The 24,350-nt window shown below is 45.6% G+C and carries 23 protein-coding genes; 16 read left to right on the forward strand and 7 right to left on the reverse strand.

Annotated features, from left to right (window positions below):
- Positions 1-18 precede the first annotated feature (18 nt).
- The 3 genes from MKX30_RS25490 to MKX30_RS25500 all read right to left on the reverse strand — a co-directional run bounded on the left by MKX30_RS25490 (position 19) and on the right by MKX30_RS25500 (position 3,240).
- Positions 19-1,269 (reverse strand): ABC transporter permease, encoded by a 1,251-nt coding sequence (locus MKX30_RS25490; RefSeq protein ID WP_023990401.1) that lies wholly within the window; start codon positions 1,267-1,269, stop codon positions 19-21.
- Positions 1,253-2,572, reverse strand: coding sequence for an HlyD family secretion protein (locus MKX30_RS25495; RefSeq protein ID WP_023990400.1), 1,320 nt, complete (start codon positions 2,570-2,572; stop codon positions 1,253-1,255). Before MKX30_RS25495 ends, MKX30_RS25490 begins: the two co-directional genes overlap by 17 nt.
- Before the next feature lie 134 nt (positions 2,573-2,706).
- Positions 2,707-3,240 (reverse strand): MarR family winged helix-turn-helix transcriptional regulator, encoded by a 534-nt coding sequence (locus tag MKX30_RS25500; RefSeq protein ID WP_023990399.1) that lies wholly within the window; start codon positions 3,238-3,240, stop codon positions 2,707-2,709.
- Between the two features lie 335 nt (positions 3,241-3,575).
- Between MKX30_RS25500 and MKX30_RS25505 the strand changes: the two genes are divergently transcribed.
- The 4 genes from MKX30_RS25505 (at position 3,576) to MKX30_RS25520 (ending at position 7,570) form a co-directional block, all read left to right on the forward strand.
- Positions 3,576-4,142, forward strand: a complete 567-nt coding sequence (locus MKX30_RS25505; protein WP_023990398.1) for a helix-turn-helix domain-containing protein — start codon at positions 3,576-3,578, stop codon at positions 4,140-4,142.
- 251 nt (positions 4,143-4,393) lie between these two features.
- On the forward strand, positions 4,394-5,629 hold the full coding sequence (locus tag MKX30_RS25510; protein WP_028541778.1) for a CynX/NimT family MFS transporter: 1,236 nt from the start codon (positions 4,394-4,396) through the stop codon (positions 5,627-5,629).
- A 2-nt stretch (positions 5,630-5,631) separates the two neighbouring features.
- Entirely contained in the window at positions 5,632-6,063 is a 432-nt protein-coding gene (locus MKX30_RS25515; RefSeq protein WP_075154783.1) for a universal stress protein, read from the forward strand.
- Between the two features lie 331 nt (positions 6,064-6,394).
- Complete coding sequence (locus tag MKX30_RS25520; RefSeq protein ID WP_053326139.1) at positions 6,395-7,570, forward strand: alanyl-tRNA editing protein; 1,176 nt, start codon at positions 6,395-6,397, stop codon at positions 7,568-7,570.
- A 12-nt stretch (positions 7,571-7,582) separates the two neighbouring features.
- On the opposite strand, the gene MKX30_RS25525 is transcribed toward MKX30_RS25520, so the two are convergent.
- Together MKX30_RS25525 and MKX30_RS25530 are read right to left on the reverse strand one after the other, a co-directional pair.
- On the reverse strand, positions 7,583-8,284 hold the full coding sequence (locus MKX30_RS25525) for a YoaK family protein (protein WP_075154782.1): 702 nt from the start codon (positions 8,282-8,284) through the stop codon (positions 7,583-7,585).
- Positions 8,285-8,478: 194 nt separating this feature from the next.
- A complete protein-coding gene (locus tag MKX30_RS25530) occupies positions 8,479-8,997 on the reverse strand; it encodes a DJ-1/PfpI family protein (RefSeq protein ID WP_075154781.1) in 519 nt (172 codons plus the stop codon).
- Between the two features lie 149 nt (positions 8,998-9,146).
- Between MKX30_RS25530 and MKX30_RS25535 the strand changes: the two genes are divergently transcribed.
- Complete coding sequence (locus tag MKX30_RS25535) at positions 9,147-9,539, forward strand: winged helix-turn-helix transcriptional regulator (protein WP_013312050.1); 393 nt, start codon at positions 9,147-9,149, stop codon at positions 9,537-9,539.
- Between the two features lie 170 nt (positions 9,540-9,709).
- Here MKX30_RS25535 and MKX30_RS25540 read toward each other — a convergent pair whose 3' ends face one another.
- Entirely contained in the window at positions 9,710-10,045 is a 336-nt protein-coding gene (locus MKX30_RS25540; RefSeq protein WP_023990392.1) for a winged helix-turn-helix transcriptional regulator, read from the reverse strand.
- Positions 10,046-10,313: 268 nt separating this feature from the next.
- Here MKX30_RS25540 and MKX30_RS25545 point away from each other — a divergent pair, with 268 nt between their 5' ends.
- The 6 genes from MKX30_RS25545 to MKX30_RS25570 all read left to right on the forward strand — a co-directional run bounded on the left by MKX30_RS25545 (position 10,314) and on the right by MKX30_RS25570 (position 18,815).
- Positions 10,314-11,420 carry an FAD-dependent monooxygenase gene (locus MKX30_RS25545; protein ID WP_341063832.1) on the forward strand — a complete coding sequence of 369 codons (1,107 nt, stop codon included), beginning with the start codon at positions 10,314-10,316 and terminating at the stop codon, positions 11,418-11,420.
- Between the two features lie 68 nt (positions 11,421-11,488).
- Positions 11,489-12,253: a GTP cyclohydrolase II gene (locus tag MKX30_RS25550; protein ID WP_341063833.1), complete on the forward strand. Its 765-nt coding sequence runs from the start codon at positions 11,489-11,491 to the stop codon at positions 12,251-12,253.
- The gene (ribD, locus tag MKX30_RS25555) at positions 12,250-13,350 is read left to right on the forward strand and encodes a bifunctional diaminohydroxyphosphoribosylaminopyrimidine deaminase/5-amino-6-(5-phosphoribosylamino)uracil reductase RibD (RefSeq protein ID WP_341063834.1); all 1,101 of its coding nucleotides are present in this window, start codon (positions 12,250-12,252) and stop codon (positions 13,348-13,350) included. Before MKX30_RS25550 ends, ribD begins: the two co-directional genes overlap by 4 nt.
- Positions 13,351-13,939: 589 nt before the next feature.
- Positions 13,940-16,858, forward strand: coding sequence for a glycosyl hydrolase (locus tag MKX30_RS25560; protein WP_341063835.1), 2,919 nt, complete (start codon positions 13,940-13,942; stop codon positions 16,856-16,858).
- A gap of 353 nt (positions 16,859-17,211) precedes the next feature.
- The gene (locus tag MKX30_RS25565) at positions 17,212-17,349 is read left to right on the forward strand and encodes a hypothetical protein (RefSeq protein WP_155990463.1); all 138 of its coding nucleotides are present in this window, start codon (positions 17,212-17,214) and stop codon (positions 17,347-17,349) included.
- Between the two features lie 347 nt (positions 17,350-17,696).
- Positions 17,697-18,815, forward strand: a complete 1,119-nt coding sequence (locus MKX30_RS25570) for a slipin family protein (protein ID WP_023990388.1) — start codon at positions 17,697-17,699, stop codon at positions 18,813-18,815.
- Between the two features lie 62 nt (positions 18,816-18,877).
- On the opposite strand, the gene MKX30_RS25575 is transcribed toward MKX30_RS25570, so the two are convergent.
- Complete coding sequence (locus tag MKX30_RS25575) at positions 18,878-19,291, reverse strand: chemotaxis protein CheW (protein WP_023990387.1); 414 nt, start codon at positions 19,289-19,291, stop codon at positions 18,878-18,880.
- 275 nt (positions 19,292-19,566) lie between these two features.
- Between MKX30_RS25575 and MKX30_RS25580 the strand changes: the two genes are divergently transcribed.
- The 5 genes from MKX30_RS25580 (at position 19,567) to deoB (ending at position 24,268) form a co-directional block, all read left to right on the forward strand.
- Positions 19,567-20,502, forward strand: coding sequence for a sugar-binding transcriptional regulator (locus MKX30_RS25580; protein ID WP_023990386.1), 936 nt, complete (start codon positions 19,567-19,569; stop codon positions 20,500-20,502).
- 209 nt (positions 20,503-20,711) lie between these two features.
- On the forward strand, positions 20,712-21,374 hold the full coding sequence (gene deoC / locus MKX30_RS25585; RefSeq protein WP_341063836.1) for a deoxyribose-phosphate aldolase: 663 nt from the start codon (positions 20,712-20,714) through the stop codon (positions 21,372-21,374).
- A 30-nt stretch (positions 21,375-21,404) separates the two neighbouring features.
- Entirely contained in the window at positions 21,405-21,800 is a 396-nt protein-coding gene (locus MKX30_RS25590; protein ID WP_023990384.1) for a cytidine deaminase, read from the forward strand.
- Between the two features lie 75 nt (positions 21,801-21,875).
- Positions 21,876-23,054: a NupC/NupG family nucleoside CNT transporter gene (locus tag MKX30_RS25595; RefSeq protein ID WP_023990383.1), complete on the forward strand. Its 1,179-nt coding sequence runs from the start codon at positions 21,876-21,878 to the stop codon at positions 23,052-23,054.
- Between the two features lie 29 nt (positions 23,055-23,083).
- A complete protein-coding gene (deoB, locus tag MKX30_RS25600; RefSeq protein ID WP_177235832.1) occupies positions 23,084-24,268 on the forward strand; it encodes a phosphopentomutase in 1,185 nt (394 codons plus the stop codon).
- Positions 24,269-24,350: the final 82 nt, after the last annotated feature.

A 24,350-nucleotide genomic window follows, 5' to 3' on the forward strand; every position in this document is an offset into this window, starting at 1 on the left:
TATTTTATAGACGAGACTCTATCCTTTTATAGGCTCATGCATAGGTGCTGATGGTGCCCCTTGCATAGATAACCCGCCGCCAGTTGAGCTTGCTGGAACAACGGGATGTGGTGATCCCTTTTCAGAAGCATTGCCAGCAGTTTGCTTGGCCAGCTTTTGTTTTTCCCACAGTGCTCTGGCGATAACCAGCATGGAGAGTACACCCACATATAGTAACAGAGAACCGAGTTCGGGAAGCATCTCTTGCAAAGGTGCACCACGCAGACCCATGGTACGAAGGAATTTGTACATCCATACAAAGGGGAAGAAATCACCGATTTGAATCGCTAAAGGTGGAAACAGTGATCTGGAAAGAACAGCCCCTGATAAAACAAAAGCAGGCATGAGTATCATCACCATTCTGCCGATGGCTATTCCTGGATGTGCAGCGCCCCATGCAACCAGGACATTGATACAAACGGTACCGAATACATACAGGACAACCGGAATTATAAAGAGAATCGGATTGGCCTCGAAACGGCCTCCTCCAAACACTTTAAGCATCCCGAGAGAGAAGATTAAGCCAGCCGTCGAAAACAGCGTATAAGGAAGCATACGCAGTAGTATGTTGAACGGATTTTGCAGCTCAGCAGCCAGCCTCTTGGAAACCCGGAGTCTAGCGACCAGAGGTAAGCTATTTATATTGAGTATCATAAAAGAGAACATACAAGTGAATGCAAGTATCGTCGTATTCTGATAGTCATTCGTTGGATTAAACAGGGAACGCACTTCCAAGGCGATACCATTGAGGGCCCCTTGGGCCTGTTCTGCGTTCATCCCGGTTTTCAACATAGCTGGAACAGACAGTTCCATATTCTCGGAAACGCTAATTTCCTGCATAGCTGTACGAATCGAAGTAATAGATTGAACATTGGTATTATCGAGAATGAGACCCACGCGGCTGGAAAGGGAACGATTGTGATTATCCTCTAAACCATGCGGCAGGGAAATAACAGCCAAATATTGCTCATGATAAAAATACTGTTCAGGGTTGTCCGTATACGAAACAATCTCAGCTACGTTCATATACGGGGAAGCATCTATTTTCTGAATGAACTCACGGCTGTAAGCTGTGTTATCTTGATCCACCACTACCACGTTAGCGTCGTTAATTTGGCTGCTTGGGAGCAACAGTGAATACCCCAGTACGGCAATCAACGGGAAGATGATAGCTATGATCGGATACTTGGAGTGAACCAGATACGACCATTCATCACGAAGAGATTTCATTTGTATTCACCTCAACTGTCATGCCTGGTAGCAAAGCTGCTTCTCTTGTTACATATACACGTACCTGGAATGTAGCGGTATCTGCTTCTCCTTTTTCACGGGACATCTTCACATTAGCGAATTGTGGTGCGGCAGTTACATAGCGTACCGTACCTTTCAGGTCCTTATTGAGACCAGAGATATGAGTTTTAATTTCTTGATTGGCCTTGAATTTCCCCGCTTGTTCTTCATTCACATAGAGATCGTAATATAAATCATTGGTTTCCAGGGTAATCACAGGAGCCCCTTGCGCCACATTTTCGCCGACTTTGGTACTAATCGAAGTAACCTTGCCATCCTGTGGTGCTTTTAACACCAGGCGTTCTTTTTTGAGCAGCAACGTTTTAAGCTGAACTTCCTGTGTGTCTTTTTGTTGCTTTAAGAGGTCAATAGCCAGCTTCTGATCTGCCAACTGTTGACGACTCTGCTGAATGGTTTCCAGTTGGGTCTTGGAACGATCGACGGACAATTGGGCACCGCGAATTTCTTCCTCGGCTTGTTTTACCGAAACGGCTGCTTGTGTCGTCTGTTCACTGGCCTGCATACGTTCTTCAGAAGTGGCACCATGAAGTAGCTTTTGAAGAGACTCTTTTTGCTGGCTCAACTGATTTGTCGCTAAAGTCAAAGAGGATTCGGCATCATCCAACGCTGCTTTGGATGCACTTCCTGCATCATAGAGTGCTTTATTACGCTTATAGTTGGTCTGAGCCGTCTGAACATTTTTGGTGGCTGAGGCTACGGCAATTCGTTGCTGCTGAACATCTTCATCCCGAGCCCCGTTATTGACCTGTTGTTCCGCAGCAGTGGCTTGACGTTCAGCCGCTTGTGCCCGCTGCAATGCGGCCTGACTTTTACTCTCAGTCACTTGAGCTTGCGCGATATCTAGCTGTGCCTGTTTTTCCTGAGTTGCTGCTCGTGTATACCCTAAATGGATGGATTGTTGTTGTTGGCTGATTTGCGTATTGAACTGGGCGATTTGTGTCCGCAGCTGCTCAATTTGCAGATCCACATCTTTGGAATCCAAAGTCATAAGGACAGTTCCTTTTTTCACCTTAGTTTCTTCTGTTACCGGGATGTTCAGGATTTTGCCTCCTACTTGTTCAAACGATACATGAATGCTATCCGCATTTAGTGTTGTGCCTTTAACAGATCGAGAAGCATTGACTTGATCTTGTCCGTTAGTCTGAAGCAGGAACCCCCCGCCGATAAGGCAGGCAATAGAAATGACAGGGATGATGAGGCTGGCGACTTGTGTGCGATTCATGAGTAATACGCTCCTTACATTCATAAAATGAGTTAAACATAGACTCGAATAAATATCCTGGTATGTAAATTTTATTTATTCTTTTATTTAATAATTTAAAAGTTAGTCGGCTAACTAAAACGCAAAATTAAAACTTATTCTGGCTTTGCTGCTTTATATATCTCTTTTGCTTGAGGGATGCCGCTTTCTATTTTTTGGAGTAATGTCAGGAGCAGCTCTTTTTCATCGGTGGATAGGTGGCTCATCAGTGTGGAAGTGCTTGTGAAATGTGTAGGCAGCAGTCTTTCCATCATTTCTGTTCCTTGTTCGGTCAGTTTAACAATGCTCATACGGCGGTCGGAAGGGTGTACGGATCTCATAGTAAGCCCATCGCGTTCCAGGCGATCAAGCAGACCGGTAACGGTAGGCTTGCTAACCCCTACTTTCTCCGCAAGCTCTGTAGCCAGCAATCCTGTTTGGATGTTGCGGTACAGGAGAATTAATATTGAAAATTTTCCATGAGATATACCGAACTTCTCAAAGCCCTCAAAACTGACTTTAAAAACACTGGAAGATACTCGCATAAAAAATAGCATAGCTTCTGTCGCTCTTACATCAATCTCGGGGATACGCTTAGAAAATTCTTGCAGCGCCTCACGAGTGGGCAAGTCCCGTAAATCAAAATCCATAGGGTTCTCCTTTCTTCTTACAGTATGTTCCAATCAACAAATTAGTTAGCCGACTAATCTTAATCTATTCAAAAATGAATTTCAAGCTAAATTTTGTTAATCGTCATGTGGATTTTTCACTATATGGAGGTTGTTGTCAAAAGAAAATAAAGTATTAGACTGAAAAATAAAGTGTTAGACTGACGATGCTTCATTAAGCTAACTGGCAGATTAGTTACATAGACGTCAGAATTTTGCATAGGAGTGTAGTCCACCATCCCATACTAATTGTATGGAAAAGAGTCTAGATAAACAGTATACTAGCTATAATTGTTTTTTGTTGAGGTGCATATCAAATGGATGAAATCGATGAATCAAAACAAATTGTATTACAAATCGGCGGTGTCTTGAAAAAGTACAGAAAAGAAAAAAACATGAGCTTAGACGACTTAGCGGAATTAACGGGTGTAAGCAAACTTACTCTGGGGAATATCGAACGTGGCGATACAAATCCAACTTTGGCGATTATATGGAAAATTTCAAAAGGCATATCTTTACCGCTATTAGCTTTGTTGAAATCAGAAGACCCTGTTAGTTTGTATCGAGCAGGCGAAGGACTGCGGTTTTCTAATGATCAAAAAAATTGGATCATTGAACCGGTCTTTAAAAACGCAAGCAACGATATTGAAATGTGTCGGGCTTACTTACAGCCGAATAGCTCGTATCACCCTGAAGGTCATCATGTGAATACAACTGAAATTGCGACAGTAATGACTGGTTCCATTGAAATTCAAGTCAATGGAGAGATTTACACATTGAATCAATATGATACGATCAGTTTTCGTGCAGATTGTCCTCACTCTTATACCAATCGTACGAATAGCGAAACAGTGCTCCATATATCCTTAAAGTATGGTTTCTAAAAGTCGAAAATTCCACTTATTAAATACAACTCCGAATTCCATGACGGGAATTCAGAGTTGTATTTTTGTTTTTAGATGAGTTAATGTGTGTTATAAAATAATTATTGTTAAAAATAATATATTATAAAATAATTATTGTTAAAAATAATATATTATAATATACTTTTATTGTTCGCGCGGATGTTATTTCATAGTTTTTCAATCAGCAGGAAACAAATTTTACGTATGAATTTAGTAAGGAGAAATGAAGAATGTCGAACAAACAAAATATAAAAGCCGTACCATCCTCTATAGGACTGATAATTCTCGGCATTATTATTATTGCAGCTAATTTACGTGCTCCCTTAACCTCAGTCGGTCCTTTAGTGAGTCTCATAAGGGATGACGTTCGTATTTCAAATACAGTAGCAGGCCTGATAACAACGCTACCTTTGCTTGCCTTTGCTTTATTATCACCTCTAGTACCCAAATTTGGACGAAGGTATGGGATTGAACGTATCATTTTGATTGCCCTAATCGTTCTGACTGTTGGCATTGTAATACGTTCTTTATCTGGCGCAGCTAATCTATATATTGGGACAGCAATTCTTGGATTCGCAATTGCCGTATGTAATGTATTATTGCCAAGTTTAATCAAAAGGGATATCCCAAATAAAATTGGCTCCATGACAGGTGTTTACTCAATTTCAATGAGTTTATTTGGAGCAATCGCATCGGGAATCAGTGTACCGCTAGCCGTGAACGCAGGTCTAAAATGGCAGGGAGCATTGGGAATATGGGGGATTCTAAGCTTTGTATCGATTCTCTGTTGGTTACCCCAATTAAGAAATCAAACGAAGCAAACAACCACGACGAGTCAACAGATGGCCAGCAACGATGTGAATGTTTGGCGATCCCCTCTTGCCTGGCAAGTAACCTTGTTTATGGGTATACAGTCCATGGTTTTCTATGTGTTGATCGCATGGTTGCCTGAAATTTTAAAGCAGCAAGGAATTGGCTCAAACCAATCAGGATGGTACCTCTCGATAATGCAGTTAGCTCTGCTTCCATTTACCTTTATTGTCCCCGTTATTGCTGGGCGCATGTCTAGCCAACGTTTGTTAGTGGTCATCACAATCATTTTGCTTTTAACGGGAACGCTCGGACTTCTATACGGAAGCTCCAATATCATTCTGTTGTGGATTATAATACTCGGAATTGGTGGAGGCTGCGCCTTTAGTTTGTCCATGATGTTTTTCGGTTTACGTACTGAAAATGCGCATCAAGCAGCGGAACTGTCTGGCATGGCGCAATCGATCGGATATCTTCTTGCCGCAATCGGTCCTGCCCTTATAGGATTTCTGCATGATGCGACAAATAGTTGGAATCTGCCACTTTTCATTCTGCTTGGCGCTTCGGTCTTACTCTTTTTAGTCGGTATAGGAGCAGCAAGAAACCGTTTTGTAGGTAGCCGAAATAGTTACGAGCTGCCACGGAAAGGACGATAAATATGTTTGACAAAATTATTGTGGCAATTGATAAAGCTGAAATAACGAACAAACTCCTCGATGCAACCGTTGAAATAGCTCGAAACAAACAAACTCAAGTTACCTTGGTTAATGTCAGCCAGGAATATGTATCGAATGGCATGACATATTTACCAGGGCATTTCTTGGAAGAAATATTGAACGAAATGGAGAAAGCGAGTTTGGAACAGTTGCAACAAGCCAAATCCAAATTAGAATCTGCGGGGATTAACCCGGAAACACTTCATCTTAAGGGAGATCCTGCACATGAAATATTAAATTATGCAAGAGATTCCAAGCAGCAACTCATTATTATTGGAAGCCGTAGGCTAAGTGGCATAAAAGAAATGATGCTTGGAAGTGTCAGCCACAAGGTTTCACAGCTATCAAGTTGCCCAGTCCTCATTGTGCATTAACTCCTTCGGGAACCGTAAAGATGATGCATTGTTATACTAACGGAGAACTTTAGTTCAATAAAACAGCGACAGTCTAGGACTTTATTTTCTCGTCCACGGCTGCCGCTGTTTTTATAGCTGGGGCCAGTCTAATACTTTTTTTACGAGATCTGACGGTTTTATAATTCGAAATGTCGCGTGGGACCAACATATCCAGTCTAGTACTTTATTTTCTTTCTACAGTTGTTCGTGCCATGGTTCAAGCTTTTCCCTACATTGATATTTACAATGAAGTGCTTGATAATAAGTGGATATCGTACGAGACAAAGAACCCAAAAGTGAGGAATCTGGAATGACGACAAAATTATACTACACTGCTCCAAATCTTACGGAGTGGGACACTCATATTACACAGAGCATGGAAAGAGACGGAAAATATTTGGTTATGCTGGAGGAAACGGCCTTTTATCCGCATGGCGGAGGCCAGCCTTGTGATACAGGAACAATTCAGGGCGTCCGTGTATTAGATGTTGTTCTCGAAGATGGGGATATTTGGCATCAGGTAGAGCGTTTGCCGGAGGATAGGAAAGTAGCCTGCCAATTGGATTGGGAGCGCAGATTTGACCATATGCAGCAGCATAGCGGACAGCATTTGCTGTCAGCGGTTTGTCTGGAGTTGTTGGGTGCGCGTACTGAAAGCTTTCATCTGGGACAAGAATATGCCACGATTGATGTGAACTGTTCGGATGTAACACCTGCGCAGCTATCGGCAATCGAACAGGAAGTAAATCAGCAAATCTATAGTAATCGCAACATAAAAAGTTTTTTTGTAACCAGTGAGCAATTGAAGGATATTCCGCTGGTGAAAACGCCCAAAGTGACGGAAAATATTCGGATTGTCGAGATCGAGGGCATTGAATATAATGCTTGCGGCGGTACTCATGTAGCTCAGACCGGGGAAATTGGAATGATTAAATGCTTGAAATGGGAAAAGCAAAAAGGGATGGCGAGAATCCATTTCAAATGTGGTGCTCGCGCACTCCAGGACTTTAATGAGAGTGTTCGGATTTTGGACGTGTTATCTACGAAGTTCAATACTGGACGAAAGGATATTTTGACTCGATTCGAAAAGTGGGAGCAGGAGCATAAGCAGCTCAAGGCGCAAGTGGAGTTCTTGCAAGAGGAAAATGCATCGTACCAGGCGAAAGAGTTGCTATCTGCTGTGCAGGGGCATGTTCTTGCTCATGTATTCGAACAAAAATCCATTCAGGAGATGCAGCAATTGGCTGCCAAGCTGACCGCTGAGCATGATCTGCTTGTTTTATTTGCCACAACAGCCGAAAACAAAATCATTCTTGCACATAATGGTACCCATTCCATTAGCTGCGGAGCGTATTTAAAGGAAAATCTGGGCGCGTTTCAGGGCAAAGGGGGCGGTAGCAACCAATCTGCTCAGGCAGCATTTTCGTCCCGCAATGACCTCTTGAATTTCTTCGAAACGGCCCAGCGGCAGTTCATTCAGGGCTGATGTAATGGAGGATTAGTGACGAAGCGGCAGCTTCCACTTTTCCTCTTCTGTAAATAAAATAAAAGAAAAAATAAGTGCAACAACAGCGCCCCAAACGGCTTTATCCCCAATCGTCAAAGTCAGAAATCCCCCCAGCAAGGCTCCTACCAAGAAGGCAGCCAGGATGACACCATAACGCATCGCTCGAATGGCAGCGTTCGTGTCCTTGGTCGTTACAGCGACATACACAGCCTCGATAGCTGATCGAAGGTTACCGGTGCTGACCGTGGAGGTGTACGGCACATCAATGAGCTTGCGGAAGGAAGTCATTTGTACAGAAGCGACGAACGAGACGATCACCACCACTACCGTATTGGGAACTCCTTGTGGAATCAATCCCACGATGAAAAAAATTGCAATTTCCAGTAAAAGAATAGCGCGGGCCCAGTCTGGAGTTAAACGGTGAGTTGATTTTCTTTTAATCCATTCTGCAACAAAAACGCCCAGTGAAAAGGCAATTAGGGGCGGGATAAAGGCTAACGCCTGAATCCAGTGCCCTTCAATGGCTTTGACAGCCAGCAGCACGATATTACCTGTCTGTGCGTTGGCGAACACACCGCCTCTCCCAACAAAGGTATATGTGTCCAAAAAGCCCCCTACTAATGATAGTAAGGCGCCCAGTCGCAACGATTCGGACGTTACCTGATGTAAATGGATTTTGCCTTTCATAAACACGGCATATAAGCCTCCTATACTAAACGTCGATTTTTTAAAGCTAACACGAAAATCCAGGACCATACAATTAAATTAATCACTTAAGCATGAAAATGGCACAAAGAAGCCGCATCGGGTCCCATACAAAAGAAAGGACGCGATGCGGCTTTTTGGAGTGCTGTTTAAAGTGCCCACCTAGAACCTCAAAGATGTGCTTATTGCAGGGCTTTGACAAGTGCTGCGCCGAAGTCCTGTGCACCATCTGGACCGTCGGCTGTAATAATGTCGCTATGCGCAACGACATGCTGTGCCACATATTCGGCTTGATGCGATTGGAGCTGGTCCTTTTGTACATCCACAGGATAACATGTAGCCGTTCTGCCGGAGAGCAGTCCAGTTTGAGCCACGGCTACAGAGCCTGCGCAGATGCCAGCCAATAGTTTCTTTTGCTCATAAGTTTGTTTCAGCAGAGCTTGGAGATCCGCGTTATTCCAAAGATAGTCATTCGTTCCTGATCCGCCGATCACAGATACCACATCATAATCAGCCAGCACAGCGTCAGTAAAAACAAGATCAGCTGTCGCTTTACCGTTGTAGTCACCTATGATTTCGCCTGTTTTTGTACTAGCTAGCGTCACAGTAACACCTGCTTGCTCCAGCGCTTCCTTCGGTTTAAACAATTCATCCTCATTAAAGCGCTCTGGGGGTATAATAAAAAGAGCTTTTTTACTCATACTTCATTCCTCCTTGAATGTGAAACGATATCTACTATTGTAGGATGGCTTCGTCAGGCTGTGAAGAATGCACTTTCAAGTACGGAGGTTACCTGCAGGTTACTATTAGAGTGCAAGACCATGATGATTTAGAAGGAGTTAATTGATATATGTCCGATACGCTAAGAGAAGAAATACGGGAGAAGATCGTCAACGGAGACTATAACTGCGAAAAGGAACTGACCCTTTCGGTCTTAAGCGGAAAGTGGAAGGTCGTCATTTTATGGCATCTGGGTGTAGAAGGGGCGCACCGTTTCAGTGACCTGCAAAGGCTGTTTCCGAAGCTGTCGCATAAAGTGCTGACCAATCAACTGCGGGAGTTGATGGAGGACGGTATTGTGCACCGGGAAGTGTATCCCGAGGTACCTCCAAAGGTGGAGTATTCGATGACCGAGCTGGGAATGACGATTTTACCCATTGTGGAGATGATGTATGACTGGGGGAAAAAACGGGTGCAATCCATTCGTGAGGAAATGCAACGTAGCGGTGAGGGAAACGTTTAAATAATGGAATCGATATGTAGGTGAATCAATAAAGTTCCTTCATATGAAAAATAGAACGCCTTGCACTATGAGTACAAATTGTACTTAGAGCAAAGGCGTTCTTTGGCATGTTAGCAGTCTGTGTGTTTTTATCATGTTAGTTTAGGAAAAATAGCTGTAGCCCATATGGATCATTGCTTTTCAAGTGCTGGTAGAACCTCAATCCAGCGTGTAGCCCAAGTACCGATATGGTCAAACAAAGGAGCTAAATCGCGTCCCTTATCTGTAAGAGAGTATTCAATCCGTACAGGCTTCTCAGGATAAACCATACGTTGTATGATTCCTTCTTCCTCCAGCTCTTTTAGACGGTCGGAAAGGACCTTTCCACTTAAATTAGGGATTGAATTCTCAATAGCGACGAAACGTTGCGGACCATTAGTTAGTTGAAATACGATCAACACCGTCCAACGCTTACTCAGTAGCTCCATAGCTTTTTCAAACCGTGGGCACATCTGCGGAATGTTCATGTGATCACCTCATGCTCCTATTATTAACGATCCACTGTTAAAAGTAAATGATTTTACTTTACATAAATTTATTACTTGACGAAATGGTGTGATATAAATATACTTTGTTACATAAAGTAACTTGTTGGCTTTGATACGGAGCTTGAGATATGAATACTTAAAATTTGAACTTAATTTGATATTATTTTTGATATTATTAATGATGTAATTAAATGAACAGATACGAACTAATCGTTATGGTGATGGTTTGGGCGTAGGGGGAAGTCAGATGAAGTTGGAATGTGAAGTGTGCGTAGTTGGAGGGGGACCCGCAGGAACTTTGTTGTCCTGTCTACTGGCGGCGCAGGGTGTATCCACGATATTGATTGAGCGGCAGAGCATAGCGGGAAAGGCTTTCCGCGGTGAAATCTTGAATGATGAGGGTCAGGAAGTGATCCAAAAGCATAAGCTGCTCGAACAAATTCATAAGGACTATGTTCTCGCCTCTACAAGAATCGAATATTGGGAGCATCAGCAGCAAGTGAAGACGGTCAAGCCAGCATCAGTAGATGGTAATGTGGGGGTTCATATTCCACAGCCTCGATTTTTGGAGGCTCTGCTCAAGCAGGCGTCAACCTACGAGTCCTTCCGTTACCTGGCGGGTACAACTGTGACTACCTTGGAAGGTAAGAGCGAGCAGGGGTACACGGGCTTGGCCGCCCGCGATAAGAACGGTCATGAGATCACGATTGACAGTTCGTTGATTGTAGGGGCAGACGGTCGCTATTCGACTGTGCGCAAGCTGGCGCAGATGCCTGTGACAAACATTCGACACGGCTATGATCTGCTATGGGCGAAAATCACAGCACCTGCTGGGTGGGAGCCCGTCACTCGTCTGGCACGGGTCAACGGAGGGCAGTTGGCTTTATTCTCGCAGGCTGAGGGCTATATTCAAATTGGCTGGAATGTGGAGGAAGGTAGCTTTCCAACCCTGTTTAAGCAATCCTTTGAACCCTTTATACAACTGCTTACCGAGGCTTTTCCGGATTTGAAGCATAGTGTGCATGATCACATTCGTTCATGGAAGGACTTCGTACCGTTGGATATTTTCAGCAGTCGCAGTGACACCTGGGCGCAGAACGGGCTGGTCCTTATTGGAGATGCGGCGCATACCATGACACCTACCGGAGCTTTTGGCTTGAATGCAGCTTTGAAGGATGCCGATGTGCTAGCCAGTGAGCTTCTTCGTTTACGACAGAAGAGCTATACCGCAGGAGACCTAAAGGCGTTCGAAGACGGACGGCGACAGGCTGTCACCGAGCTTCAGGGACGGCAGCTGACGATGGAATCCACGTTTCATGAACATTTCTTACAAGCCGATAATCAAAGGATATAAATCCTGACAACAACATGAATTACCGGAATTTTCATATATAGAGTTTATATAAAGGATGGTGCAGAGAGATGAACCCAAAAGATGTAGCTACGCTACTTAACGATAAAATTCAAACCGTTCGCGGAGAGCAATCTTCGACGATTTTAGTAGGACCGATCAAGCTACCAGTTAATTTGGAAGGAGAAACGGTTGTTTTTCAGTGGTACTGCTGGTTGCCTGTACGGGATGAGGAAGATCGTCAGGACTTACTGAATGCCACCGCTGAGACGATTGTGAAGCGATTGTCCACACTGGATTTGGCAGAGGGACAACAGTCAAGCGTTTTGGTGTATGGCGATCTTCAACAGTCGGAAAATGCATTAGTTCGCATGCATAGTATTTGCCATACTGGAGATATTTTTGGTAGCAAGCGTTGTGATTGCGGATTTCAACTCCATCAGTCCATGAAAATGATTGTGGAACATGGAACGGGTGCATTGTTCTATCTGGCTAACCATGAAGGCCGCGGAATCGGTTTGTTTAGTAAAGCAATGGCTTATATTCTGCAGGAAGAAGGCATGGATACTGTAGAAGCCAACCACCAATTGGGTTTTGAAGATGATACCCGCAACTATGCAGACGCCATTAGTGTGCTCCGTCACCTGAGACAAAAACCGGTAACCCTGATCACAAATAATCCCAAAAAACTGGATGCCTTGAAGAAATCGGGTATGAATGTGGCGGGTCGCATGCCGCTCTGGGGCGATGTGTCGCAATATAATGAACGGTATTTGAATACAAAAGTGGAACGATCCGGCCATTTGCGGGATTCCGATCTCAGGGAGGTTCTATGACCACTCACGAAAAATATATGCGCCTGGCACTGGAAAATGCCAGAAGTGCTAAAGGGCAAACAGAGCCGAATCCGCTCGTCGGATCAGTCATTGTCAACAACGGTCGTATCGTTGGGATCGGCGCTCATCTGAAGCCCGGCGAGCCACATGCCGAGATTCATGCGTTGCGTATGGCGGGTGAACACGCTCAGGGAGCGACAATTTACGTAACGCTGGAGCCGTGTTCTCATCACGGTCGGACAGGCCCGTGCGCGGAAGCCATTGTGAAGGCAGGCATTCGTCGGGTGGTGGTTGCAGCGCTGGACCCGAACCCGCTGGTTTCCGGCAGAGGGGTACAGATTTTGAAAGATGCGGGCATTGAGGTCATTGTCGGAGTATGTGAGCAGGAATCCATCCGCATGAATGAAGTGTTCAATCAATATATTGTGAGCAAGCGTCCTTTTATTACGATCAAATCGGCAGTAACACTGGACGGTAAAATTGCAACCCGGACCTCGGAAAGCAAATGGATTACATCTGAGGCTGCACGGGAGGATGTGCATCGTCTTCGTAACGAGCATGTGGGAATCCTGGTCGGTGTACAGACGGTGATTCACGATAATCCTCAGCTTACGACTCGTCTATCAGAAGGACGGAATCCGATTCGTATCATTTTGGATAGCAAGCTTCGTATTCCATTGGATGCCCGTGTCATTACAGATGGGGAGGCGCCTACCTGGATATTCACAGGACGCGCTTATGATGAAGGCAAGCGTAGCCAGTTGGAACAGCTAGGTGTAAAGGTATTTCCGACTCAGGATGAAAACAGCGATCGGGTTAACCTGCCGCAAATGCTGGATATTTTGGGTGCGGCAGAGGTATCATCGGTGTTCGTGGAAGGCGGAGCCGAGGTGAACGCTTCCTTCGTGCAGCAAGGGCTGGCAGACAAGCTGGTGCTGTACATGGCACCAAAGCTGGTTGGAGGACGCGCAGCCCCGGGATTTCTCGGGGGAGAGGGCGTGTCTGCGATGAGCGATGCGGTGGCATTGCATGATTTGAGCGTGACACAGGTTGGTGTAGACTGGAAACTAGAAGGGTATTTTGAGCGGGAAAAATGAGTGTTGTTTGCGGGGGAGAAGGCACTCCACTAAGGGGTTGATCTTCCGATCGCTGTTGCAGTGGGATTCTTCGGATTGTATAAGACATTTAAAGGTAAGAATCCCACTGCAAAGGCGAACGCTTACGCTTCTCCAGATTCAACCCCTTCGCTCCGCTACTGCCCACCGCAAAGTCACTCATTTTTTCGAAATGGTGTGGAGCATGGGAAAGGCAAAAGGACTCAAAAGCTTATATACTTAAAAGCTTATATACTTAAAAGAACAGAGAATCTGAAGGGCTACAAGGCCTGGAGGATTCTTTTTTTATATACTAAACGTTTATTAGGGTGAATGATTAATGGGATGAATAACTCATAGGGTAAATGTCTAATGGGGTGAATTCGAGATAACATAATTACACATGCTTGGGTTTTTCGTCCTGGTTTCTCATGTATTTTTAGAGACTTTCGCCTCGTTTAGTTAGAATATAGAAATAAAAGGATTGACCTGGAAATTGAGATCAAGCACAATGAAGTTGAAATCAACTTGGAAGAGAAGGGAAAAGCCTTGCAGTGAAAGGGATTATAGAATTCAAAGGAGGATGTAGGTTGTGAAAAAAACGTTATTATGCTTGTTAAGTGCCAGTCTGATATTTTTAGCTGCACCGGTTTCTACTAAAGCCTTTTCGGGTGAGGTCACACAAGGCGCTGGCTCATATTCAACCACACTACCTGCCGGAGCAGCAACACCGCAAAACGAGATTTACAAAACAGCGAATGTAAACAGCCCAATGCCTACCAATGACTGGTGGAGCAGCCTCGCCTGGGTACCGTACTCCGAGGCTCAATATCCGCATCCCCTTGCCTTGAAAAATCAGCAAAACGGTTTACGCATCTTTAACCCGAGTGGGAAAATTACGGTAAATCCGGGATACATCGCAGGTTGGATGGATGATGTGAACGATTTTTCCGTCGGTCATTCTGTAAGCGCTTCATTTCCTGATGCCAAGGTGGACGGTTTCAGCGACTGGTTTGTCAAATCATTATTTCAAAGCGGCAGCAATAAAATGAGTGCTACCTATGGACACGGCTCCCCCTATGTTTTTTTTGAGTTTGGCGGTGGCAATCCCAAGCTTTCATTTAATGGGGTGCCAGAGGTTTGGTCTGGGTCAGCTAGTTCCCCTGTGCTTGGCATTACGGTTAATGGCTCACACTATGGTCTGTTTGGTCCTTCCGGCAGCACCTGGTCTGGCCTCGGAACGAGTACTCTGATCAATCAATTGAACGGGAAAAACTATTTTACAGTGGCCGCTTTGCCTGACAAAGCAACCGCGACATTGGACAAATTTCAGCAATACGCCTATTCTTTCGTTACAAACTCCAAAGCACAGTACAGCTATAACGAAGCCTCTTCCGAGGTGACGACCACCTTTACTGTTGCGACAACAGCGAAGGAAGGCACGCAAAGCGGTACTATTTTTGCCTTATACCCGCATCAGTGGAAAAATTCATCACAACCCCTGCTAGGCTATACGTACAATTCTGTACGCGGTCTGATGAAAACAGCAGAAGGTGCTTCTTTTCAAACGAAAATGAAGTTTACAGGGGTACTGCCTTCCCTGCCCGACTTGGGGTCCTACGATAAAAATACGCTCAACAGTTATATAGACGAAGCGAAAGCGGAAGTCTACTCCGGCGATAGAGACACGTACTGGACTGGAAAACGTCTGGGCAAGCTAGCAGCGCTGGCGCCGATTGCCGACCAGGCTGGCAATACCGCAGCAGCGACCCAGTTCCGCAATGAGATCAAAAGCCGGCTGCAGGACTGGTTTAAGGCCAGTGACAGCTCGGGTAATCTGAAAAGCTCCAGTCTATTTGTGTATAACAACAATTGGGGGACACTGATCGGTTATCCCGACAGCTTTGGCAGTGCGGTAGAATTAAATGACCATCACTTCCATTATGGATACTTTATCAAGGCCGCAGCCGAAATTGCACGTGTGGACAAGAGCTGGGCATCCAATTCCCAATGGGGGCAGATGGTACAGCTGCTCATTCGCGACATCGCCAATATCGACAGGTCTGATTCGAAATTTCCGTATTTGCGTAATTTTGATCCCTATGCCGGGCATACCTGGGCTTCCGGCCATGCCAAATTTGGTGATGGCAACAACAATGAATCCTCCTCGGAAGCGATGAATGCTTGGGCAGGTCTTATTTTATGGGGCGAGGCGACGGGAAATACTCAAACTCGTGATCTGGGCATCTATCTATACACAACGGAAATGAATGCGATTAACGAATACTGGTTTGATGTGCATGGCACAAACACCCCTGCAGGGATGCAAAGCGCGACGGCAAGCATGATCTGGGGTGGTAAAACCGTAGGGAATGCAACATGGTGGACCAATAATGCCGCAGAGGTTCATGGTATCAACTGGCTACCGATCACCTCGGCTTCCTTGTATCTGACGCAGTATTCAGATTATGCAGCTAAAAATTATAACGATCTGCTGCGAAAAAGCGGTGGGAATTTCAGTCCATGGGAAGATATTGTGTATATGTACAGAGCGATCTCGGATCCGTCCGATGCCAAGGCCAAATTCAGTGCACGCGTAGCGGCCATGACACCGGAAGCGGGGAATTCCAAGGCGAATGCCTACCACTGGATCTACAATTTGGATGCTTTAGGCAACATCGACCGCAGCATCACTGCTAATTCACCTATTTATGCCGTATTTCATAAAAACGGTGTAAAAACTTATGTGGCCTACAATTTTACAAACCAAGTCAAAACAGTAACCTTCTCAGATGGGCACAGTATTACCGTGCAGCCGAATAGCTTTAATACCGGAAATGGAAGCGGCGGTGGCAATCCGCAACCTGATACGGAGGCTCCGTCCATCCCGGCGAATGTTCGAGCTACGACCAAAACGGCTTCGGTAGTCACTCTGGAGTGGGATGCAGCTACAGACAATGTTGGCGTTACGGGTTATATCGTTTATAAGAACGGGGCTCAGGCCGCAGAGATAAGCGGTACTTCCGCTTCAATTACAGGGCTGAATGCAGCTTCCACTTACAGCTTTACCGTTAAGGCTCGCGATGCAGCTGGTAACCTATCTGCAGCAAGCAATGCGGTAGGGGTAACGACAGACCCAGCATCTGGCGGTAATGAGGGTGGTGGAGAAACGGAGGATTATAAAGTAGGAGCTCGCTTTGTCAGCGATCATGAAGCATTGCTTCAATTTACACCCAAAACAGCCTCGGCCTATGTTGACGTGCATTATACTTTAACTGGTGGACAACAGCTCAATTACCGAATGACAAACAACGGCGGTGTCTGGGAGCAGCGGATTACAGACCTCGATATCGGGAAGGCTGTCAGCTATTGGTTTACCTATGAAAAGGCGGGATTGCAATACGAGACCCCTTCATTCAGCTATACACACCAGCAGACCGCTTCTACAACGACAGACGTTCCACAACTTCCACTACCGAGCGTTGATCCCGTTTTCGAAAAAACATCCTAGTGGATCAGGCCTAAGATACGAACGCGACAGTTAACTATAGAAAGAAAGACACAAGGGAAGCAAATACGCTTCTCCTGTGTCTTTTTTTGTTTTTTTATAGGGTCGTAATACTTTCGCCATGTTCGTGAGTTCCAGGTTGCGCGATAATGATAAAGGCTGATACAGGAAGATATTACCGAGGCGAGGATTTCCAAAGGTCCCGCAGTGCCTGCCCTGATGGGGTCAGGTATCCTGTAATTCTGATGTATCCACCAACATTAGGGTTCAATTCCCAATCGCCTTCCACGCGACTTCTGGTAGAGTATTCGAATGATCGAATAAAAACAATGAAAAGACCCGGATAAGAGCATCCCATGTCTGGTCTCGATGACAGGTACCGGGGCGATGGCTATGCGGCCAGCGGATACCGGAGAGAGCAAGCGCCGACAGGGTTCGAGGCTTCGGGGATACAGATTCACAATCGATGTTGGGCTGATGAATTCCATCCCTAGAACACGGAAACAGGCGGTATCTTTCTTTTTCCTCAAGCTTGACCCCGCCGTCCACCCGGAGGGATGCTCTGCAAGGGTCACTAACCCTACTACAACAAATAAAAGTGAAAAATCCTCATTTTAAAAATGTGTGTTTACTATAACATGCGAATCAGCGGAGCGGTCCATTTTGAATCTGAAGAAGCGTTAGCGTTCGCCTTTGCAGTGGAATTCCTACCTTTGAATGTTTTATGTAATTGAAGGAATTCCACTGCAACAGCGATCGGAAGATCAAATGGAACGTGAAGCCGCTACACGCGGAAATGTACATTTTTAAGTTGAGGATTTTAAATACTAGGAGTGATACGATGTTTAAGAAGATAACGATTAAATCTGATGAGCGAGGGTTGCTGTTCAAAAAAGGAAGCTACCACAAGTTGTTGCACCCAGGAACTTACCTATTGAAAACATTTCAGCAGGAAGCAGTTGAAATTTTGAATGTAGCCGAACCTTTTTTTGTACCTGATCATGACATTCGTTTGTTTTTGACAGATCCCCTATTGCTTGAGCAATTGAATGTCATTGATGTAGAGGACCATGAATATGTGTTGCATTATGAGGATAATCGATTTGTGGAGCTACTGACGGCAGGGAAATATGCTTTTTGGAACATGCTCAAGAAACATCGTTTTGTTCGTGCAGATACTCGGCAGCCTGCGATTGATAAGGCATTGGGGCAAGCATTCTTGTCCAAGACACCGGGCTTCTGGAAGGCACTTCAGGTGGGCAGCTATGAATTGGGATTTTTATATTACGATAATGTGTTGCAGGGTGAGCTGAAACCGGGCAAATATTATTTCTGGATGTCCACAGTGAATACAGAGATCAAAACGATAGATATGCGACAACAGCAGATGGACCTGATGGGACAGGAAATCATGACAGAGGACAAAATCACGCTGCGCCTCAACTTCGTCTGTCAGTACCGTATCATCGACCCGTTGCGGGCGTTGGAATTCCGGGCATACGAGGAACAAATGTACATTATGCTTCAACTGCTGCTGCGCGAATATGTTGGCACGATGAAGCTGGATGATTTGCTGAAAATGAAGCAGGAGATTGCGGAATATGTTTTGACTCGACTGAATGAGCAGAGCGGCGAATATGGAGTGACTTTTACGTCAGCAGGGGTGAAGGATATTATTTTGCCGGGGGATATCAAGGATATTCTGAATACCGTGCTGTTGGCAGAGAAGAAGGCACAGGCCAACCTCATCACACGACGTGAAGAGACGGCATCCACTCGTAGTCTGCTCAATACGGCCAAGCTGATGGACGAGAATGCCACCCTCTTTCGTCTTAAAGAACTGGAATTCATGGAAAAAATCTGCGAGAAGATTGGCACGATTTCGCTGACTGGCGGAAATACGTTGCTGGAGCAGCTGAACACACTGGTTCACATGAAAGAGGGGCAGGGACTCCAATAACTGAAAATACTCCCGAACGATGAGTGCAAGCCGGCTCAAGGTTCGGGAGTATTTTTTGCTTTTTAGTTCGTCTTGGTGGATGCAAGAAAAGCGTCCATATCGATCACCGGAATGAGGGTACCCTGATGCTCCATTACTGTAGGGAACAACTCGCGTTGCCACTCTTCCTCATTGCTTTGTAGCTGACTGTCCTCAGCAGAAGCTGTGTCTTCCACCTGATCGACAAGCAGAGCAATCTTCGCACGGCTGAGCAAAATCATTTTGTCCTCGGCGGAATCGCTTGATGCAGGAAGAAACAGCTTTTTGCGTAAATTAAGGATCGTAAATACATTGCCGCGAATAGTCACCATTCCTTCATGCCACGCCTCGGAAAAGGGAAGCGGCGTTCCTTTTTTGGCATTCATGACTTCTTCTACTTCCACAAAGTTTAAAGCGAACTTTTTGTCCGCCAGACTGCACACAATAAATTCAGACATAGCAATTCTCCTTACATATTCAGATAAGCCATCACAGATTGTGAATGAGCGGTAAAATGGTTTAACTATTGCGTTTTGACAGATGGAACGATAAAGTTGAGGATGCGGTAAAGTAGTTGTAGTTAATCACAGAATATCACAAACGAGCAGTTAAATCTTCCAAATTAACAACTATACGGCCAAGGCGTGGCTTCAAGTTTCCCTTCATATATAATGTTTGGGACTAAAGCTGTGTCCGCTGGCACTACATTTTAAGATAAGCGGGTTGAGGTAGAATGGATCATGAAAAGCAGCGATTAAGTATCGAGGCAGCCAGATTATACTATCTAAACGACTACAGTCAGCAAGATATCGCGGTCAGACTCGGGGTTTCGCGTCCTACGGTATCGCGGTTACTGCAGGCTGCCAAGGAACAGGGATACGTGCGGATCAGTATTGTGGACCCGATGGAGGATATGGACGCGCTCGGAGAGCAGGTGAAGAAGAAGTACGGACTGGATACCGTGTTAGTCTGTTATTCGCCGTTAAATGAATATCAGGAGATTAAGAAGCATATCAGCAAAAAAGCAGCCGATTATTTGCATGAAACGGTACAGGATGCTGATATTATTGGAGTGACATGGGGAACAACGATGCATGCCGTAGCGCTTCATCTCCAGCAAAAGCAGGTCAAGGGAGTTGAGGTGGTTCAGCTCAAAGGAGGCGTGAGCCATTCGCATGTCAACACATATGCCGTGGAAACCGTGAATTTGTTCGCAGAAGCCTTTCATACCATAGCACGGTATTTGCCGCTGCCTGTGATTTTCGACAGTCACGCCGTTAAGAAAATGGTCGAGGAGGATCGGCATATCCAGCGTATCATTGAACTTGGCAAGCAGGCGAACATCGCGGTGTTTACGGTGGGTACGGTCAAGGAGGATGCATTGCTGTTCCGATTGGGCTATTTTAACGGAGAAGAGCAGAAGCTACTGCAAAGAATCGGCAAGGGCGATATTTGCTCGCGCTTTTTTGACGCTGAGGGCAACATATGCAGTCAGGAAATCAATAGCCGTACCGTCGGGATTGATTTGCCTGATTTGCGAAAGAAGGAGAAGTCCATTCTCGTCGCTGGAGGCCAGCGTAAAGTGGAGGCCATTCGGGCATCGCTGCGTGGCAAGTATGCGAATATCTTGGTGACAGATCAGTTTACGGCACAAGCACTTTTACAATAGAGCAAGTCGTTCTCAATCCAGCAAAATACACGGTTATGGCGTTTCCCTACAGGGTAATATGAATTGTAGGTGACGCCTTGCGCATAAGCTTGAACATAATTTCAAAATGTGTTTTACATATGTTCAAAGGCGTGCTATGATGGTCTCATCACAGAGAAATAAAGGACTTTTGTCTTCACACTATTTATCTAATGAAGGAGCTTTTAGATATGAACATTGCAGCATTAATCGACCATACATTGTTGCGTGCAGATGCGACGAAGGATGAATTTACGAAATTGACTGCCGAGGCAAAAAAATATCAGTTTGCTTCTGTATGTGTGAACCCGACGTGGGTAGCTTATGCAGCAGAACAGCTCGCAGGCACAGGAGTAGCTATCTGTACAGTTATCGGTTTCCCGCTGGGAGCGAGCACGTCCGCAACGAAAGCATTTGAAACGAAAGATGCTATTGCTAACGGTGCGACTGAAATCGATATGGTTATTAACATAGGCGCTTTGAAGGCACGTGATGTACAGCTCGTCGAGCAGGACATCCGTGCGGTCGTGGAGGCAGCTGCCGGTACACTGGTAAAAGTGATTATCGAAACATGCCTGCTAACAGACGAAGAGAAGGTACTGGCATGTGAGCTGTCCGTCAAAGCGGGAGCGAATTTTGTGAAAACCTCGACAGGCTTCTCAACAGGTGGAGCTACTGCGGAAGATGCGGCTTTGATGCGCAAAACGGTAGGACCTGAGATTGGTGTCAAGGCTTCAGGCGGTGTACGCAGCCTGGAAGACGTGCAAAAATTAGTAGAAGCTGGCGCAAGTCGGATCGGTGCAAGTTCCGGTGTGAAGATCATCGAGGGCGAGCAGTCTACATCTTCCTACTAAGTTTATTTTAAAGTCATGGAGGGATTCGCGATGAAGGATCAATTGATTCAGAAAGCGCTTGAGGCGCGTAAACAGGCATACGTTCCGTATTCGAATTTTCAGGTGGGTGCTGCGGTTCTCGGAAGCGATGGCACGATTTATCACGGATGTAATGTGGAAAATGCCTCCTACGGCTTATGCAATTGTGCAGAGCGGACAGCGATTTTCAAAATGGTATCCGAAGGCTGCCGTCAAATTGATTCGATTGCGATAGTAGCTGATACGGAAGGGCCTGTGTCTCCATGTGGGGCCTGTCGTCAGGTTATTTCCGAATTTGCTCATCAAGATACCAAAATTTATCTGACAAACCTTCATGGCAACACGGAAGAGTGGACGGTGGATCAATTACTGCCGGGTGCTTTTCGACCTGCGGATCTGGGGAAATAAAAAAAAGAATGCCTCTTTGGAGCGCATTCTTTTTACGGGGAATGTAAGCGCTTAATGTAATGAGGGGGAAATTAAATGAAATATGTAATCGCTCTGGTGGGACTGCTCGTTGTATTTGCACTTACTTACGTTGCCAGCAGTGACAAGCGTAAAATCAGGTATCGTCCGCTGATAGTTATGGTTGTTTTGCAAGCAGCGCTTGCTTTCGTATTGCTGAATACAGGAATTGGCGAATTTCTGGTCAAAGGCTTTGCAAAAGGTTTTAATAGTCTTTTGGCATATGCAACTGAAGGGATTAACTTTGTTTTTGGCGGAATTGCGAATGAAGGAGCAGCACCGTTCTTTATCGGTGTACTGCTGCCAATCGTGTTCATATCTGCGCTGATTGGTATATTGCAATATGTAAAAGTGTTACCTTTTATTATTAAATATATCGGGCTTGTCTTGAGCAAAGTAAACGGAATGGGTAAACTGGAATCCTACAACGCTGTAGCTTCGGCTATCTTGGGTCAATCCGAGGTGTTTATTTCCGTTAAGAAGCAAATTGGTCTGCTGCCAAAACATCGGTTGTATACACTGTGTGCGTCTGCGATGTCTACGGTGTCCATGTCGATTGTGGGAGCTTACATGCAAATGTTAAATCCCAAATATGTGGTCACAGCTTTGGTATTGAACCTATTCGGCGGCTTTATTATCGCTTCCATTATTAATCCGTACAAGATTGAGAAGGAAGACGATTTACTGGAGGTTCAGGAGGAAGAGAAGCAGTCCTTCTTCGAAATGCTCGGGGAATATATTATGGACGGTTTCAAGGTTGCTATTACGGTAGCTGCAATGCTGATCGGTTTTGTGGCGCTGATTGCCATGGTTAACGGGATTTTCTCTTGGTTGTTTGGAATCAGCTTTCAGGCGCTGCTTGGATATGTGTTTGCGCCTTTCGCTTTTGTCATGGGTATTCCGTGGAACGAAGCCGTTCAGGCGGGCAGCATTATGGCTACCAAACTCGTGTCCAACGAATTCGTGGCCATGCTTGATCTGACCAAGCAAACAGGCTTGTCGGAGCGCACGGTCGGGATCGTATCGGTATTCCTCGTATCCTTTGCTAACTTCTCATCCATCGGTATCATTTCCGGGGCTGTGAAGGGTTTGCATGAAAAACAAGGAAATGTGGTGGCCCGCTTTGGTCTGAAGCTGTTGTACGGGGCAACGCTGGTTAGCGTGCTGTCGGCAACGATTGCAGGGTTGTTTTTGTAAAAAAAACAGCGAGTTAGGAAAGGATTTTTATGATGTCTAAATTCAAACGAATTCACTTGGTGGTTATGGACTCGGTTGGTATCGGCGAAGCGCCGGATGCTGCCCAGTTTGATGATTACGATGTAGATACACTCGGTCATATTGCCCGCGAACGCGGTGGTCTAAAGATGCCGAATATGGGTAAGCTCGGTCTATCCAATATTCGTTCCATAGAAGGTGTGGAAGCGGCCGACAAGCCGCTTGCGTATTACACTAAGATGCAGGAAGCGTCCAATGGCAAGGATACGATGACGGGTCATTGGGAAATCATGGGCTTGAATATTGCTGTTCCTTTCCGTGTATTTCCTGATGGGTTCCCGGATGAGCTGATTCAGCGCATTGAGGAGCACACAGGCCGCAAAGTTATTGGCAATAAGCCGGCCAGCGGAACGGAAATCATGGATGAGCTGGGCGAAGAACACGTGAAAACTGGAGCGCTCATCATCTATACCTCGGCGGACTCTGTGCTGCAAATTGCGGCGCATGAGGAAGTTGTACCTTTGAAAGAGCTCTATGAGATTTGCGAGTTCTGCCGTAAAATCACGCTGGAAGATCCGTACATGCTGGGTCGCATTATTGCACGTCCGTTCGTAGGCGAGGCAGGGAACTTCTCTCGTACCTCCAATCGACATGATTATGCGCTCAAACCGTTTGGTCGCACCACCATGAACGAGCTGAAGGATGCAGGTCTAGATGTGATCGCCTTGGGTAAAATCTCCGACATTTATGACGGTGAGGGTGTGACGAAGGCGGTGCGTACGGTGTCCAATATGGACGGCATGGATAAGCTGGTGGCTACGCTCGATGAGGATTTCACCGGATTAAGTTTTCTGAATTTGGTGGACTTTGACGCTGTATACGGTCACCGTCGTGATCCGCAGGGATATGGTCAAGCCTTGGACGATTACGATGCGCGTCTGCCAGAGGTTTTTGCCAAAATGACCGATGACGATCTGCTAATCATCACTGCGGACCATGGGAATGACCCGACGTATCGGGGAACGGATCACACCCGCGAATATGTACCTTTGCTGGCATATTCCCCGCGTTTTACAGCTGGGGGCAAGGAGCTTGCAGTTCGTAAAACCTTTGCTGATATTGGAGCGACCGTGGCGGATAACTTTGGTGTGAAACTGCCTGAACATGGAACGAGCTTTTTGGCAGAGCTTCAGTAATCAAGGACCAGCAAGAGTACAAGCAAGATTACTAGTAACGATATAAATAACAATACAAGCATGGACAAATGGGACGGAGGAA

The sequence above is a fragment of the Paenibacillus sp. FSL P2-0173 genome (assembly GCF_038008045.1).
GTDB lineage: Bacteria > Bacillota > Bacilli > Paenibacillales > Paenibacillaceae > Paenibacillus > Paenibacillus polymyxa_B.